The organism is Clostridia bacterium (genome assembly GCA_026414765.1).
Classification (GTDB): Bacteria; Bacillota; Clostridia; order Acetivibrionales; family DSM-27016; genus SKW86.
This window is the reverse complement of sequence record JAOAIJ010000042.1, coordinates 39,916-54,590: the sequence shown is the minus strand read 5'-3', so window position 1 is coordinate 54,590 and position 14,675 is coordinate 39,916. Positions and strand designations below refer to the sequence as shown.

14 protein-coding genes are annotated in these 14,675 nt (G+C 36.1%); 13 read left to right on the top strand and 1 reads right to left on the bottom strand.

The window, feature by feature from the left end:
* Positions 1–5 precede the first annotated feature (5 nt).
* The gene (locus N3I35_15595) at positions 6–173 is read right to left on the bottom strand and encodes a DUF3787 domain-containing protein (protein ID MCX8131502.1); all 168 of its coding nucleotides are present in this window, start codon (positions 171–173) and stop codon (positions 6–8) included.
* Positions 174–349: 176 nt separating this feature from the next.
* Between N3I35_15595 and N3I35_15590 the strand changes: the two genes are divergently transcribed.
* From N3I35_15590 to N3I35_15530, 13 genes are all read left to right on the top strand, one after another.
* A complete protein-coding gene (locus N3I35_15590; protein ID MCX8131501.1) occupies positions 350–502 on the top strand; it encodes a hypothetical protein in 153 nt (50 codons plus the stop codon).
* Between the two features lie 214 nt (positions 503–716).
* Entirely contained in the window at positions 717–2,303 is a 1,587-nt protein-coding gene (locus tag N3I35_15585; GenBank protein ID MCX8131500.1) for a condensation domain-containing protein, read from the top strand.
* A gap of 334 nt (positions 2,304–2,637) precedes the next feature.
* Positions 2,638–3,723 (top strand): hypothetical protein, encoded by a 1,086-nt coding sequence (locus tag N3I35_15580; protein ID MCX8131499.1) that lies wholly within the window; start codon positions 2,638–2,640, stop codon positions 3,721–3,723.
* A gap of 490 nt (positions 3,724–4,213) precedes the next feature.
* A complete protein-coding gene (locus tag N3I35_15575; GenBank protein ID MCX8131498.1) occupies positions 4,214–4,891 on the top strand; it encodes an MBL fold metallo-hydrolase in 678 nt (225 codons plus the stop codon).
* Between the two features lie 112 nt (positions 4,892–5,003).
* Entirely contained in the window at positions 5,004–5,759 is a 756-nt protein-coding gene (locus tag N3I35_15570) for an RNA polymerase sigma factor (protein ID MCX8131497.1), read from the top strand.
* 66 nt (positions 5,760–5,825) lie between these two features.
* Positions 5,826–6,257 (top strand): DUF3795 domain-containing protein, encoded by a 432-nt coding sequence (locus tag N3I35_15565; GenBank protein ID MCX8131496.1) that lies wholly within the window; start codon positions 5,826–5,828, stop codon positions 6,255–6,257.
* 139 nt (positions 6,258–6,396) lie between these two features.
* Positions 6,397–7,161: a TipAS antibiotic-recognition domain-containing protein gene (locus N3I35_15560; GenBank protein ID MCX8131495.1), complete on the top strand. Its 765-nt coding sequence runs from the start codon at positions 6,397–6,399 to the stop codon at positions 7,159–7,161.
* Between the two features lie 362 nt (positions 7,162–7,523).
* Positions 7,524–9,320 (top strand): phosphoenolpyruvate carboxykinase (GTP), encoded by a 1,797-nt coding sequence (locus N3I35_15555; protein ID MCX8131494.1) that lies wholly within the window; start codon positions 7,524–7,526, stop codon positions 9,318–9,320.
* Between the two features lie 406 nt (positions 9,321–9,726).
* On the top strand, positions 9,727–10,992 hold the full coding sequence (locus tag N3I35_15550; GenBank protein ID MCX8131493.1) for an OFA family MFS transporter: 1,266 nt from the start codon (positions 9,727–9,729) through the stop codon (positions 10,990–10,992).
* 349 nt (positions 10,993–11,341) lie between these two features.
* Positions 11,342–12,304: a 1,4-dihydroxy-2-naphthoate polyprenyltransferase gene (locus N3I35_15545; GenBank protein ID MCX8131492.1), complete on the top strand. Its 963-nt coding sequence runs from the start codon at positions 11,342–11,344 to the stop codon at positions 12,302–12,304.
* 137 nt (positions 12,305–12,441) lie between these two features.
* Positions 12,442–13,137, top strand: coding sequence for a lytic transglycosylase domain-containing protein (locus N3I35_15540; GenBank protein MCX8131491.1), 696 nt, complete (start codon positions 12,442–12,444; stop codon positions 13,135–13,137).
* 72 nt (positions 13,138–13,209) lie between these two features.
* Positions 13,210–13,893, top strand: a complete 684-nt coding sequence (locus tag N3I35_15535; protein ID MCX8131490.1) for a Pr6Pr family membrane protein — start codon at positions 13,210–13,212, stop codon at positions 13,891–13,893.
* A 162-nt stretch (positions 13,894–14,055) separates the two neighbouring features.
* Positions 14,056–14,298: a PC4/YdbC family ssDNA-binding protein gene (locus tag N3I35_15530; GenBank protein MCX8131489.1), complete on the top strand. Its 243-nt coding sequence runs from the start codon at positions 14,056–14,058 to the stop codon at positions 14,296–14,298.
* The last annotated feature ends 377 nt before the right edge of the window (positions 14,299–14,675 follow it).

The following is a 14,675-nucleotide window of genomic DNA, read 5'->3' as shown; positions in this document are numbered from 1 at the left end:
TTCTGCTATTTCTGATTTGTATCTACATATTCCTTTGCATTTCTGATTTGAACTTCATCCGGTATGTTTACCTTTGACACAGGTTTGATTTCATTCACATTTGCCCAGGCTGCAGTACTATTGTTTTCAACCGGTATTCTCATATGCTTTTCCTTGTGCTTGTTTTCTGACATAATATCCTCCATAATATTTTTAGTATAATAGTATTCTTCTTTTAAATCTTGACATTATTCGTGTAAAGGAACTAAAAGTTTTATCTTTAATTTTATTGTATTTATTTTGCACAATAATTTTTCGAATACCGAGTAAACTATAAATGATTTGCAAACTAACTTTGGAGGTGCTCTTAATGAATAAGGATAAGCACGTTCTCCCGGACGATGTTGATACTTTCACTGACCGTGTCAGAAGGGAGGTAAAAAGTCAAAGGAAAAAGCAAACGCTAAAAACAATCTATGGTCCTGATAATGAGCCACTATCGGAAATTCAAGTGAAAAAATGAGGATGGATATAAAAATAGGAAGGTAGCAGGAGTAAGCTGCCTTTCTATTTTTGCTTCATAGGACATAAGTTGCAATAAATCAAAAATCTATCTCTTAATTATTGAAAAAAAACAAAAAAGAATATAAAATAATGGAAATGTATTTCATATTTTCTGTATTAAGGAAATGATTCTTATCATCTACAATATCCGGATATATGAGGGGTGGTCAGATATGGGAATGTTTGAGTATGTGGAAATAAGGGAGAGGGTTATCGAAACCGTAAAGAAAAATGCTGAGTATGATACAGATAAAGTAAGTGAAGAGTCTAATCTGGCAATAGATTTGGGAATAAACTCTATTAAAAAAGTTAATCTATTAGTTGATATAGAAGATGCCTTTGGCATTGATCTTGATACAGACAACTTACAACCTGAAGATTTTACAACTGTTGGACAAGTTATAAACTATGTTGAAGACATTGTTTCAAACGGACTTGTAACATATGCAAAAGATACTGTATCTACCTCAGATGATTCCATTCCGCAATCGGAGGAAAAGGAGTATTATCCTTTGACATCAGTACAAAAAAGGTTATTTACACTTTGTGAGATTGAAAATATTTTCAACATGCCCTTTGCGGTTTTGATTGAGGGATCACTCGATGTAGGGCGGATTGAATCTGCATTTAGACAATTTATAAAAAGGCATGAGGTTTTTAGGACCTCATTTGAGTATAGGGATGGTAACCCTGTTCAAATAGTGCATAAAGCAATAGATGATTTTCATATTGAAAATGTTGAAGCATCAGAATCTGAACTGGATAGTTTCCTAAACAGGTTCATCCGTAAGTTTGACTTGGCAAAAGCACCTTTACTCAGAGTAATGCTTGTAAAACTATCCGTGAATAAGCACCTTCTAGTGATTGACATACACCATATAATTTCTGATGGGAAATCTCTTGGAATCATAACCAGAGAATTGATGAGTTCTTATCTGGGAATGGAATTACCAGAGGTCAAACTGCAGTACCGGGATTTTGCTGAGTGGCAGAGGATACAGTTCGAGCCGGGGAAGATAAGCAAGCAGGAAAGGTACTGGAGGGATATATTTAAGGATGGTATACCAAGGCTAAAAATACCTTTGGATTTTGAAAGGCCCGAAAAACCAATTTTTGAAGTTAGGGACGTAACTTCGTCTATTTCGGGTGAAACAGTCGGAAAAATAAATGAATTTGTACAAAAGTGGAGTATTACATTAAATACGCTATTTTTTACAGTGTATTCAATTTTACTAAGTAAATACAGTAATCAGGAGGATGTTGTAGTAGGTTCTATAGTTGAAGGGAGAAATCATCCGGAGCTTGTGGAACATATCGGTTACTATGCTTATACAATACCTGTCAGACTGAAGATAAAGGGAGACGATAAAGTATCAGTAATATTTGAGATGGTAAAAAAGGCCCTTACGGATGCATATAAGCATATGGATTACCCCTTTGAAAAACTAACAGAGGGAGCCGGTCGCATAATCACTAAAGATCCTCTCCTTGATACGTTGATGAACTTCATCAATGAGGGTAGCTTTGATTTTCAGATAGAAGGATTGAAAATTGCCAATTATGATGTTAAAAGAAGAATCACTGACATGGACTTTAATTTGGACATTAAGAATACGCCTTTGGAGATGACATTTGTCTTAAGGTATAACACCAGCTTGTTTAGGGAAGAAACAATGGTGAATTTTATGAATTGTTTTAAAAACATGGTAGAGGAAATTATAAAAAATCCTGTGCGTAAAATTTCCGATATCAAACTATAGAATAAGTTTCAATGATATTAATGCAATATTTTTTATACAGATCATTTTTTATTTTGCATGTAAAAAAATTCCCCGAAATATTGAAAAATTATGGAAAAAATGCTAATATAATGGAAATATATTATTCTTAGCTTTGTAGCGATAAACTGAAGAATGAAAATTTGTACTGATGATAAATAGAAGCATATAACTATATCTTCATACTATTCCTTCAAAAATACCACATTTCCATGAAATCCGATGAATTATGCGAAATCAGAAGAGCGAGTCTATTAAGAAAGTGTGTTTGTAAACCTATAAAAGCTTTATTGTTTTTAGAAAAAGTGAGGTAAATATGAGAATTCTTGTATTTAATCCTATGGGAAGCATATTGAGATACCAACTAATTGATATGCCTGAAGCAAAGGTGCTTGCAGCAGGTGCATGTTACAGGATAGGGCATTCTCATTCATGTTTAAAATACGTAAAAACAGGATATAGCCCTGTAATTCTGGAAAAGGATATTTATTATTATGATACTGCAATAAGTGAGATTATTAAGGTGTTGACAGATAGAGAAACCGGTGTTGTCCAGGATATCTCCATGATTGACATGATAGCGTGCCGTGCTGTCTATGCCGGTGAGAATTTTGGCAATGCAGTATTAATGGATGATAATAGCTTTGGAGAAATTAAGGAATATATAGAAAATGATCTTTTTAACAGGGAGTCGGACCTGGTATTGATAGAGGAAGTAAGACGCTTATTACCTTCTGCTTCGGTAACTGCTGTATTTGATATGTCATACCAGGGTGAAAGATTGAACTATATAACTATAACAGATAAAACTTATAAGGATTTGTACGCTGACAGGAATGAGGAATCTACATATGGCACAACCCATAAGTGGGCAGTAAGGAGGACGGCAGACTTAACTGGTAAACCATATAGGCAATCCAAGCTTGTGTCTTGTTGTCTTGGAGCCCAACCAAGTATTTTTGCATCAGACAATGGTAAACAGGTATTAATACCTGATAAATCGTATGTATTTGATAGGTATATGACAGGTAATCACATAACTAATAAAAATCAAAATCTGTTTGTCTGTCCAAAGGTTGATGGAGCTTATTCCGTGAACAGTAGATTTTCTGGAAATATTAACAAACATATAGGTATCTTAACTGCTTTAATGGATGGAATTGATGCAATAGTATTTACTGGCAATGATGATGAAAAAGCCGCAGGTATAAGATATGACATATTAAGAAATATGGAATACCTGGGGGTAAATATTGATTGGCAGGAAAACAGGCCTTCCAATAATGAAAGAATACTTAACAGACCTGATTCAAGGGTAAAAGTATTGGTAATACCGGCAAATGATGAACTGGCTATTGCAAAAGAGGCTTATATTTTGAAACAACCGGTTAGTATGCTATAAGAATAGAATGTAAAGACTGGCAAGCTTGCAGCACAAGCACCTGACTAATACATTAAAAGGAGCAAGGTATAGTACATTTGCGCCATTTTTAAGTTCAGCAAAACTGAGTTGGATAACCCTGCTATACAAAAACTACTCAGGATTTCTTGTGTTTCCTGAGTAGTTTTTGTGTATTTATCATATCTGAAACCCTTGAGTCGGTAATTCTGAATATTCAATAAAAGCCGGGCTGCTGGTATGTAATAGCTGTAAATGGAAGTAAACGTGACGATGTAGGGTGTTGACAAAGAATTAATATATTTATATGATATCTAACCGAGATATAAATACTTTCTGAGAAGAAATAATTTCCTTGAATAGACAAGTGTCAGGGATTGAATCTGTAATTCAGCAGGAATGGTAAGTAGGATTTGTGTGTTACATTGGGTAGGCAGTAGGACTTCTTAAGGAGCTATTGTCAAAATGTAAATGATAGGTGGTATTAAGTTTTATGGTAACAAGCTATGAAGCATATCAGATAAAAACTTTTTCTCTGGGGATTTATAACTATTGCTATACCGTTGTTGATAAGACAACAAGGACAGCTGTATTAGTTGATCCTGCATGGGAACTGAATAAAATTACAGATAGGCTTAATCAGTCAGAAGCACAATTGGATGCTGTTTTATTGACACATTCACACTTTGATCACATCAATCTGGTTGAGCCGCTGCTCCGCCTTTATAATCCTGATATCTATATGTCAAGAAAAGAGATAGATTATTACAAGTTCAGATGCAGAAATCTGTATGAGTTGGATGATTCAGATGAAATCACTGTTGGCGGGACGGAAATATCATGTATACTGACTCCCGGACATACCACGGGAGGAATGTGCTACTTACTATCGGACAGGATATTCACGGGAGATACGGTATTTACGGAAGGATGCGGTGTATGTAATACCAGAGGCGGATCTGCCGGGCAAATGTTTGACAGTTTTCAGAAAATAAAATCTATTGTTCCGTCACATGTGCGTGTCTATCCGGCGCATTCGTTTGGTATGTCCCCAGGACAGAGTTTAGGTCATCTTTTAAATAATAACATATATTTTCAGATTGATAAGAAGGAGTATTTTATTAACTTCAGAATGAGAAAGAATCAACGGGGATTGTTTGATTTTAAATAAATAATTGGTCCCATTCAAGTAATCATATTTATAGATTTATACTGACCTGTGTCAAAATGTTTTGTATCTACACAAGTAGCAGTTATTGAATAAGTGAAGTGAAGGTGTAATAGTGAATACTGAATTAGAGGAACTCTTTCAAAATAAATATCATCTCCTTTATGCATGTGCATATAGAATGACCGGAAATCATCATAACGCTGAGGATGTTCTACAGAATGCCTATCTTAAAGCTTATAAAAATCTGCACAAGTTTGAAGGGAAATCTCATATGTATACCTGGCTCTATAGAATTGTAATCAATGAGAGCCACCGCTTCTTTGAAACTATTGACAAACTTCCTCTGCAGAGGATAACAGAATACCGGGGGATAAGTGAGGCCGAATTTTTTGAAAGCCTTAGCTATGAGCCTGACTTTAATGACAATATTATTATAGAAGAGATGCGTGAAAAGTGTTTGCAGGCTTTTTTGAAATGTGTGCCCAAAAATCAAAGGGTATGTTTTCTGCTGAAAACCTGTTTAAATCTCAAGATTAAGGAAATTGCAGAAGTAATGGGGATTTCTGAAAGCAATGTAAAGATTACATTATACCGTGGGCGGCAAAAGCTGAAAGAATTACTACAGGCGCGATGTAATTTGATAGACCCTGAAAAACCTTGTGAGTGCTACCTATGGGTCCGGTATATGAGGGATAACAATATTGAAATACCGGTAATACACTATCAGCAAAAAGCAGAAGAGCTAAAGAAGGAATACTTTAAGAATATGTCGATACTGAAAAAAATAGGCTATATGTATAATGTTGAGCCACGAAGTACCAAGGAAGAGTTTGTGCGGCAGCTAAAAGAAATAGTAGATATCTTGTAACCATAGCAAAGATTTAGGTGTCTAAGATAATGAAACAAAAATTTTATTTATCGGGAGGACATTGTTATGAAGGAGAAAATTGTAGCGCCGTGCGGTATTGACTGCTTTAATTGTGAGGTATATGAGGATAATGTGACTGAAGCCATGCAGGAAAGATTATCTTCCCTGACAAAAATTCCAAAGGAGCAGATAAGCTGCAAGGGATGCATAGATGGAAACATATGCCTGTTTCTAAAGATTCAGGGAAAAAGCTGCAAGACACTGGAGTGTATTCAAGAAAAGAAAGTGGATTACTGTTTTAATTGCAGCACTTTTCCATGTGATTACTTAATGCCATTGGCTGACGGAGCAGCAAAATATCCTCAAAATATCAAACTTTATAATTTGTGCATGATGAAACGGATTGGTATCGAAGCATGGAAAGAGCAGGCACAGGATATCAGGAATACATATTTTACAAAGCCTATCGTTATAGGTGAAGGTGGACACAGGGAATAAAATTAAATACAATAAATAAGCCGTATAAGAGTATAATATTTTCTAATACGGCTTATTTATTGTATGAAAAAGTGTGAAAATAGTTGTTGACATTGACGTTACGTTAAGGTGTATAGTTATTTTGTAAGGAGGCAAGCGAATGGAGTATACAGTGCAGAAGTTGGGGAGTCTGGCAGGTGTCAGTACCAGAACACTCAGATATTATGATGAAATAGGGATTCTTAAGCCGGCAAGGATCAGTTCGTCAGGGTATCGGATTTATGGTCAGGCAGAAGTAGACAGACTGCAGCAGATACTGTTTTACAGAGAATTGGGTGTCAGTCTGGACAGTATTAAGGATATAGTGACGGCACCTTCCTTTAATGGGGCAAAAGCACTTAGAGAACATCGTGAAAAGCTCCTTGAGAAAAGAAAGCAAATTGATACGTTAATAGCTAATGTAGACAAGACCATAGCCTTAACGGAAGGGAGAATGAAAATGACTGATAAAGAAAAATTTGAAGGTTTTAAGCAAAAAATGATCGAAGAGAATGAGAATAAGTATGGTAAAGAGATCAGAGAAAGGTATGGCAGCGATGCAGTAGAAAAATCAAATAAAAAAATGATGAATATGACTCAGGAAGAATATGATGAAGTAACAAGCATCGAAGCAAAACTCATGGAGGTACTCACTGATGCTTTAGAGAGTGGTGATCCGGCTGGAGAACTGGCCCAGGAAGCAGCTGAACTTCATAAGAAATGGCTGACGTATTATTGGAGTGAATACAGTAAGGAGGCTCATGCCGGACTTGCTCAAATGTATGTAGATGACGAGAGGTTCAGAGCTTATTATGATAAAATACAACCCGGAACTGCTGTTTTTTTGAGAGATGCAATTCTCGTTTTTACAGGGGTTGAAAAGTAATTTATATAGTAAACCGTAATAAGGCGATTGGTTTAAACCAATCGCTTTTTTTTCTTTTGTTTGCACATCTATGGGGAATATTGTAAAAATCATTTTTGATGGCAGATTTTCTGAGCCTGTTATTTTTTCATATAGTATGAAATAATAATTATCATTATTCATACTATATGAAATTTTATATTCTGAAACTTTCATTTTATGTGAAACGCTTATTGATATTTTTTGATTTTTGTGTTACGATATAGTGAAAAAATTAACTAAGTACATAAGTATTATTATCCCAATGTTGAATTGCTGGTTTAGGGATATTGAAATAACTATACCGCAATAACATAAACAATATACTTGAAAGGGGAATCTTGATGAGTACAAAAAACAAGAAATTGCAAGCATGGGTAAAAGAAATAGCAGATATGTGTCAGCCCGACCAGATATACTGGTGTGACGGTTCACAAGAAGAGAACGACCGCCTGCTGAAGGAAATGGTGGATGCAGGAATGGCGAAGGTGCTAAATCCTGAAAAACGCCCCGGATGTTATGCATTCAACAGTGACCCATCTGACGTAGCTCGTGTGGAAGACAGAACATATATCGCTTCCAAAGCACAGGAAGATGCCGGACCGACAAATAACTGGGTTGATCCTAATGAACTAAAGGCAACTATGAGAGATTTATACAAGGGTTGTATGAAGGGAAGAACAATGTATGTAATTCCTTTCTCTATGGGACCTATAGGTTCACCTATTTCCAAAATCGGTGTTGAGCTGTCAGACAGCCCGTATGTTGTAGTTAACATGAGAATTATGACACGTATAGGCAGCAAAGTACTTGAAGTACTTGGTGAAGACGGTGATTTCGTTCCTTGCCTTCACTCAGTAGGTGCTCCTTTGGCTGAAGGACAAAAAGATTCCAAATGGCCTTGTGCACCGATTGAAAAGAAATATATCAGCCACTTCCCGGAAGAGAGAACTATCTGGTCATATGGTTCAGGTTACGGTGGAAATGCTCTTTTAGGCAAGAAATGTTTTGCTCTCCGTATAGCTTCAGTTCTGGCTCGTGACGAAGGTTGGCTGGCTGAGCATATGCTTATCCTCCGTCTGACAGATCCTAATGGAAATAAAACCTATATTGCAGGTGCTTTCCCGAGTGCTTGTGGAAAGACTAACCTGGCAATGCTTGTTCCGACAATTCCAGGATGGAAAGTTGAAACAATCGGTGATGATATAGCATGGATGAAGTTCGGAAAAGATGGACGCCTTTACGCAATCAATCCGGAAGCAGGTTTCTTCGGTGTTGCTCCAGGTACATCAATGGATTCAAACCCGAACGCAATGCGCAGTATAGAAAAGAACACTATATTCACAAATGTTGGTATTACTGATGATGGTGATGTTTGGTGGGAAGGTATAGGATATAACGCTCCAGATCACCTCGTTGACTGGAAAAACAAGGATTGGGCTCCAGGCTCTGAGACTCCTGCTGCTCATCCAAATGCGCGTTTTACAGCACCTGCAAACCAGTGTCCTGTAATTGCTCCTGAGTGGGAAGATCCTGCTGGAGTACCTATTTCAGCGATATTGATCGGTGGACGTCGTCCTAGCACTATTCCATTGGTTCATGAAAGCTTTGACTGGAACCACGGTGTATTCATGGGTTCAATCATGGGGTCAGAAATTACAGCTGCTGCTATTTCCGATAAAATCGGTCAGGTTCGCCGTGACCCATTCGCAATGTTGCCTTTTATAGGATACAATGTATGTGATTATCTCCAGCATTGGCTGAATATCGGAACAAAAACTGAAGCAGATAAACTGCCAAAGATATTCTATGTAAACTGGTTCCGTAAAGATGACAGCGGTAAATGGCTCTGGCCTGGATTCGGTGAAAACAGCCGTGTACTCAAGTGGGTTGTAGAAAGAGTTTCCGGACAAGGCAAAGCTGTTAAGACACCTATCGGTTACATGCCGACTGAAGATGCAATAGATACTGCAGGTCTTGATGTGAGTGCTGATGATATGGCAGAATTGCTTAAAGTTAAGAAGGATGAGTGGATGAAGGAAGTTGCATCTGTAAGAGAGCATTATGCTAAGTTTGGCGGCAAACTCCCTAAAGAGCTGGCTGCACAGTTGGATGCTTTGGAAAAACGTCTTCAGGCTTAATATAAACAAGCAGATTCTGAATCTGTAAGTCTGAAAATATATTCAAGTTAATAATCATTTAGCTGTATACCGGCTGATAAGACTTCTGAGTATAATTACTCTGTTTTATCAGCCGGTTTTATTTATATATACTGATATGAAATTTAACAAATGGGGAATAACAGATTTTTACGCTTTTCTTCGACAAGAGTGAATAATTTTACGCTTTTGTATTCTGTTTATAAACATGATTGTATCACAGACAGAATTGTAATATCATTAGAATACTTATGGACTATTTGCAGATACAGCCAAAGAAAATGATCTGTATTAAGTTCCATAAGTGTAAAAGTACTCTTGATAAAGTTTATTCTGAATTTTTGAGTACCATGTCAAAATAACCAATTTGAGAAAAGGAGTATATCTAATGACTAAAGTAGCTACTACTGCAACAAAAACCAATCGCTGGATACCAGTCATCGCAAGTATTGCAATTCAGATGTGTTTGGGTACTGCTTATATATGGAGCGTATTCCAATCGTACCTGATCATTACAAAAGCAACTCCAAATGCTTTATTTAATTGGCCTGCTACACACGGAACCCTTGCATATGCATTGCTGTTGTTCGTGTTAACTTTCGGTAGCACGGTTGGTGGAAGAATTCAGGACAAATTGAAACAGCCGAAACCTGTTATTATTGCTGCAGGTATAGTAATGGGAGTAGGATTTTTTCTGGCTCAATTTACAACAGAATCAACTCCATGGTTACTTTGGCTTACTTATGGTATCTTAGGTGGTTTTGGTATGGGAATGGCTTATACAACTACCATTGCGACATGCCAGAAATGGTTCCCGGATAAAAGAGGTCTAGTAACAGGAATAATCGTTGCGGCACTTGGATTTGGCGGGTTGATATTTACCCCGGTTGCGGAGGCTTTGATAAAGGAAATAGGTGTTTTAAGTACATTTGCTGTATTAGGTATTATATTCGTTGTTGTTACTGTTTTAGGTTCATTTTTTATCAAAAACCCACCCGAAGGGTTTAAGCCGGCAGGTTGGGTACCACCTGCACCAAAGGATGGTATAATAGCTCAGAACTTTACACCTTCGGAAGTTTTAAAGACACCTCAGTTTTATATGATAACTATTGCTCTTATGTGTGCTACTGCTGCCGGGTCAATGATGATCCCTATGGCTAAAATACTTGGTTTGCAGCCTGACAGTGGATTGACTAAAGGTGCTGCTGTTGCCGGAGTAATGATAATTACAGGATGTAACTCCTTTGGTCGTGTATTCTGGGGATGGATATCCGATAAACTAGGAAGAAAGAAAACTATATTGGTACTTCTTGTTCTTGCCGGAATTTCAATTGTTTGTGTATCTTTCGCAAAAGCGTATTTGATGCTCGTTTTCATAGCTGTAATAGGATTTTCATACGGTGGATTCCTGGGGGTATTCCCGGCATTGACTGCTGACTTCTTCGGAACTAAGAATGTAGCAACAATCTATGGTATGATCCTTCTTGGGTTCGGTGTTGGAGCTGTTGCTTCATCATATACAGTTGCTTATTTGAGCAAGACAAAAGCTTTCACAACTGCGTTTATAATTGCAGGTATTGCAGCTGTTGTAGGTGTTTTAATTATATCAGCGCTTAAAGCTCCCAAGCTTAAGAAAGAAGTGCAAGCAAAGTAAGTTTTCTTATCAATAAATAAAATAAGTATATAAAAGATACTATGTAAAATGCAGTTTCCCGGTGAGGAGACTGCATTTTATATTTTATAGCCGTTATACCGATTTATTATAACAGTTTATATCAATAAATATAAACAACTCAATAATCAGAATATATATAAGCATTTATGATATAATACTTTATTGTAATTATGCTATAGTTTTATTGGCCATATATTTACAGGCTATAAAAACACGTTGCGCCAGTTGGGTGGAATTTCTTTTGCAGTAACATAGCGGATGCTAGGGAAACTTGCGAATAAAGCAGATCGGCTGGACAGGCTGAATTATGGAAAGGAAGCTATTGACCATGTCTGTTCACAGTTTTCTAAAACTGGTTGAGATTCAAACAAAAGTTGCGAGTATTATCCCATTTTTACTTGGAACTTTTTATGCACTGTATAGATTTGATGCTTTCGATTTAAGAAACTTTGTTTTTATGCTTGTGTCGCTGTTATGCATAGATATGGCTACAACAGCAATAAATAATTATCTTGACTATAAAAGAGCAAGTAAAAAAACAGGATATGGTTACGAAAACCATAACGCAATTGTCCGGTATAACCTTAAGGAAATTACGGTATTGTCTGCTATTATTGTCTTACTATCAGTAGCAGCCACATTTGGCATTATGCTATACCTGAATACAAATATTGTGGTCCTTATCCTGGGAGCTATATCTTTTGCAACAGGCATTCTCTACTCTTTCGGGCCAGTCCCGATATCCCGTACTCCTTTTGGAGAGATATTATCGGGTGGGTTTATGGGTTTTTTTATTCCTTATATTGCTGTATATATTCATGTCTTTGATAAAGATTTGATAAATATTGTCCTGCAAAACGGAATCCTGAATATGAAAATTGATATCCTTGAAGTGCTTTATGTATTCTTAATATCGGTGCCTGCTGTTATCGGTATAGCAAATATTATGCTCGCTAATAACATATGTGATATAGAGGATGATATAGAAAACAAGAGATATACCCTGCCCATATACATTGGGAAAGCTAACGCTCTGAAAGTCTACAAAATATCCTACTACCTTGTATATATAGATTTGATCATTTTATTGCTTTTAAGAGTTGCGCCATTTGTTTCGGTGATTGTACTTATCACCTTTGTTCCTGTAAACAGGCATATAAAGGTCTTTTATGAAAAACAGGCAAAAAAGGATACTTTTGTATCGGCAGTTAAGAATTTTGTGGTTATAAATGCTATACTTGCTTTAACCATAGCATTAGCAGCAATTATTAATTACTTTTATAAAGTATGAACCTGATTTCTGTAATCACAGGCTTAATCGGATATGATACTCTGAAAAAGAATTCAAAGGAAATGCTTTCCGAAAACGCTGGTTTATTGATATAATATCCGTGATGTTATTCATATACTTAGTAATAGAGGTGTGAAATGGCAAAAAGGATAAGGCTGCTAAGCGTTGTTTTTATTCTGGTTTTTGAAACGGTCAGTTTATCTGCAGTTCCGGTATATGCCTATTACAATGAGCCTGTACAAAAAAACAAGCCGGAAATCATAAAATCATATACAATACCTCTCACCAAAGCTGCTTGTAAGAAATTTTCTACATATGCTCCTAATACTGCAGATAGCAGCATAGCAGCACCGGAAAAGAATAAGCAGGTAAAAGCAGAAAATCAGGAAACTCTTTGGTACAGCAAAGCACTCGCTCTTAAAAAGGAGCATCAGAAGGTACTATGGGATTTTTGCAAGAGCAGGAAACTGGATTACATTGATATGCTGGCGCTTATTTATACTGAAAGTAATTTTAACGAAAAGTGTTCCAACGGTGTAAGTAAAGGTTATTTTCAAATAAGCAAAACCCATTTCGACAGTCTTTCAAAAACTTTGAAAACACCTAACAAACCGCTTGACGGTAAGATTAATATCAATTGGGGTACGGCTATGTACAGCTGGATATTAAAAGACAAGCGGGTAAAAGACCTTCAGGGGAAGAAGAAGCGTGATGTGGCACTGTCGATCTTTAACAGAGGGACCGGCGGGTACGACAGGTATGGTATAAATAACAGATTTCTAAAAGTATATTATAAAAAGAGAGATATTGTATGTTCCTGTTTTAAAAAGTGAAATTGATATCCGGATTACGATTTTGATATTCACCTATTTATTATAAATAAATTTATATTTTGTGAGGGTAAAATGAGTAATAAAAAGTATATCATTTTTTTGCAATACTTAATGTGCGTGCTTGTTATTATCACCGTATTTCCCCGGATGTTCATGGAAAGTACGGGTATCAAATGGGATAGACTGACTTATTACACAATACAAACAAATATTATTATGGGGGTTTACTGGTTTTTTGCAGCCGCTAAGAGGAATGTGCTCAGAAAACAAGGGTTTGAAGTATTTGGTTTGATGAGTACGGTAGCTATTTCTATAACAGGAAGCTGTTATTTTATTTTCCTGCACAGCGACTATCTGGTATTGCTGAAGGGCTTATACGAGTCGGGAAAGACTACTGGATTTTTATACTACTTTGATTTGTTTTGTACATATGTAAATCATTTAGTTGTCCCTGTGATGTCACTGATTGATTATGTTATCATTAAACAGCATTTCAGAATGGAAAAACGGCATATGCTGTTTCCTTTGATTATTCCGTTTATCTATTTTGTATTTCATACCGTAAGGGGGTTACTGAGCGGATACTTTACTTATTCCTTCATAGACCCTGAAAAAATGGGTGGTTGGATATATGTAATATTGATGTTCTTTGCATTGGCAGCCTTTACAATGATATTGTCCGTGGCGCTCTTTGCTTTTACCCATAGAAAAGTTGTTTCACTCCAGGATGGTGAAAATGTCGAATTAGGCAGTTGATTTCCGTAGGCAAGGTATACTTATTTAATGCTTAAATGACATTAATTTACAGAAATATTGAAAATTTTTAATAAAATTATTGACACAGAACATATGTTCTCGTATAATTAAGGTAAATTATAGCAAATCAGGTATATACGACCTGGTGGTTAGGAGGCATATATGTCAGACTTAAAGTTTCAGATTGTAAAGAGTTTTGGAGTTATTGGACAAGGTCAGGAAGGATGGAGGAAAGAAGTCAACCTTGTAAGCTGGAATGAAAGAAAACCAAAGCTGGATATCCGTGAGTGGGATGGGGCACATGAAAAAATGAGAAAAGGAATCACATTACATCTAAGTGAGGTAAAAGCCTTAAAAAGTATTATTTCAGAGATAAATGAGGAGTCTCTCAAGATAGAAGCGTAGGAATCCCGATATATAAAACAATACATTTTCATAGATGATTAACGGAATTAAGGCCTATCCACCGATAGGTCTTATTTATTTTTTTTGCAGTAAATGTATTGACAGAACTTGTTAAATTGTTATAATTATATAAAAATTATCGGAATACTTGGAATAAGTATTTTAGATAAAATATACACATTAAGAGTCTTTTAAGATATTTTTTTATATTCAAAACCTTAGTAAATATATAAGAATAATAATAATTAATTCTATAAAACTAATACATACAAAACACAAAATCAGGGGAATTTTACTTATAGTTATGGCATTATACCAAGATAATTTATTTCCTGTAATACAAAAAAGTTTTTGCCTTTTAAAGAGTAGTTATAAAT

Excerpts from the sequence above, each read along its gene's own strand:
- N3I35_15535 (MCX8131490.1), top strand. The coding sequence starts at position 13,210 with ATGAGTAATAAAAAGTATATCATTTTTTTGCAATACTTAATGTGCGTG.
- N3I35_15555 (MCX8131494.1), top strand. The coding sequence starts at position 7,524 with ATGAGTACAAAAAACAAGAAATTGCAAGCATGGGTAAAAGAAATAGCA.
- N3I35_15580 (MCX8131499.1), top strand. The coding sequence starts at position 2,638 with ATGAGAATTCTTGTATTTAATCCTATGGGAAGCATATTGAGATACCAA.
- N3I35_15550 (MCX8131493.1), top strand. The coding sequence starts at position 9,727 with ATGACTAAAGTAGCTACTACTGCAACAAAAACCAATCGCTGGATACCA.
- N3I35_15545 (MCX8131492.1), top strand. The coding sequence starts at position 11,342 with ATGTCTGTTCACAGTTTTCTAAAACTGGTTGAGATTCAAACAAAAGTT.
- N3I35_15590 (MCX8131501.1), top strand. The coding sequence starts at position 350 with ATGAATAAGGATAAGCACGTTCTCCCGGACGATGTTGATACTTTCACT.
- N3I35_15595 (MCX8131502.1), bottom strand. The coding sequence starts at position 173 with ATGTCAGAAAACAAGCACAAGGAAAAGCATATGAGAATACCGGTTGAA.
- N3I35_15585 (MCX8131500.1), top strand. The coding sequence starts at position 717 with ATGGGAATGTTTGAGTATGTGGAAATAAGGGAGAGGGTTATCGAAACC.
- N3I35_15560 (MCX8131495.1), top strand. The coding sequence starts at position 6,397 with ATGGAGTATACAGTGCAGAAGTTGGGGAGTCTGGCAGGTGTCAGTACC.
- N3I35_15530 (MCX8131489.1), top strand. The coding sequence starts at position 14,056 with ATGTCAGACTTAAAGTTTCAGATTGTAAAGAGTTTTGGAGTTATTGGA.
- N3I35_15575 (MCX8131498.1), top strand. The coding sequence starts at position 4,214 with ATGGTAACAAGCTATGAAGCATATCAGATAAAAACTTTTTCTCTGGGG.
- N3I35_15540 (MCX8131491.1), top strand. The coding sequence starts at position 12,442 with ATGGCAAAAAGGATAAGGCTGCTAAGCGTTGTTTTTATTCTGGTTTTT.
- N3I35_15565 (MCX8131496.1), top strand. The coding sequence starts at position 5,826 with ATGAAGGAGAAAATTGTAGCGCCGTGCGGTATTGACTGCTTTAATTGT.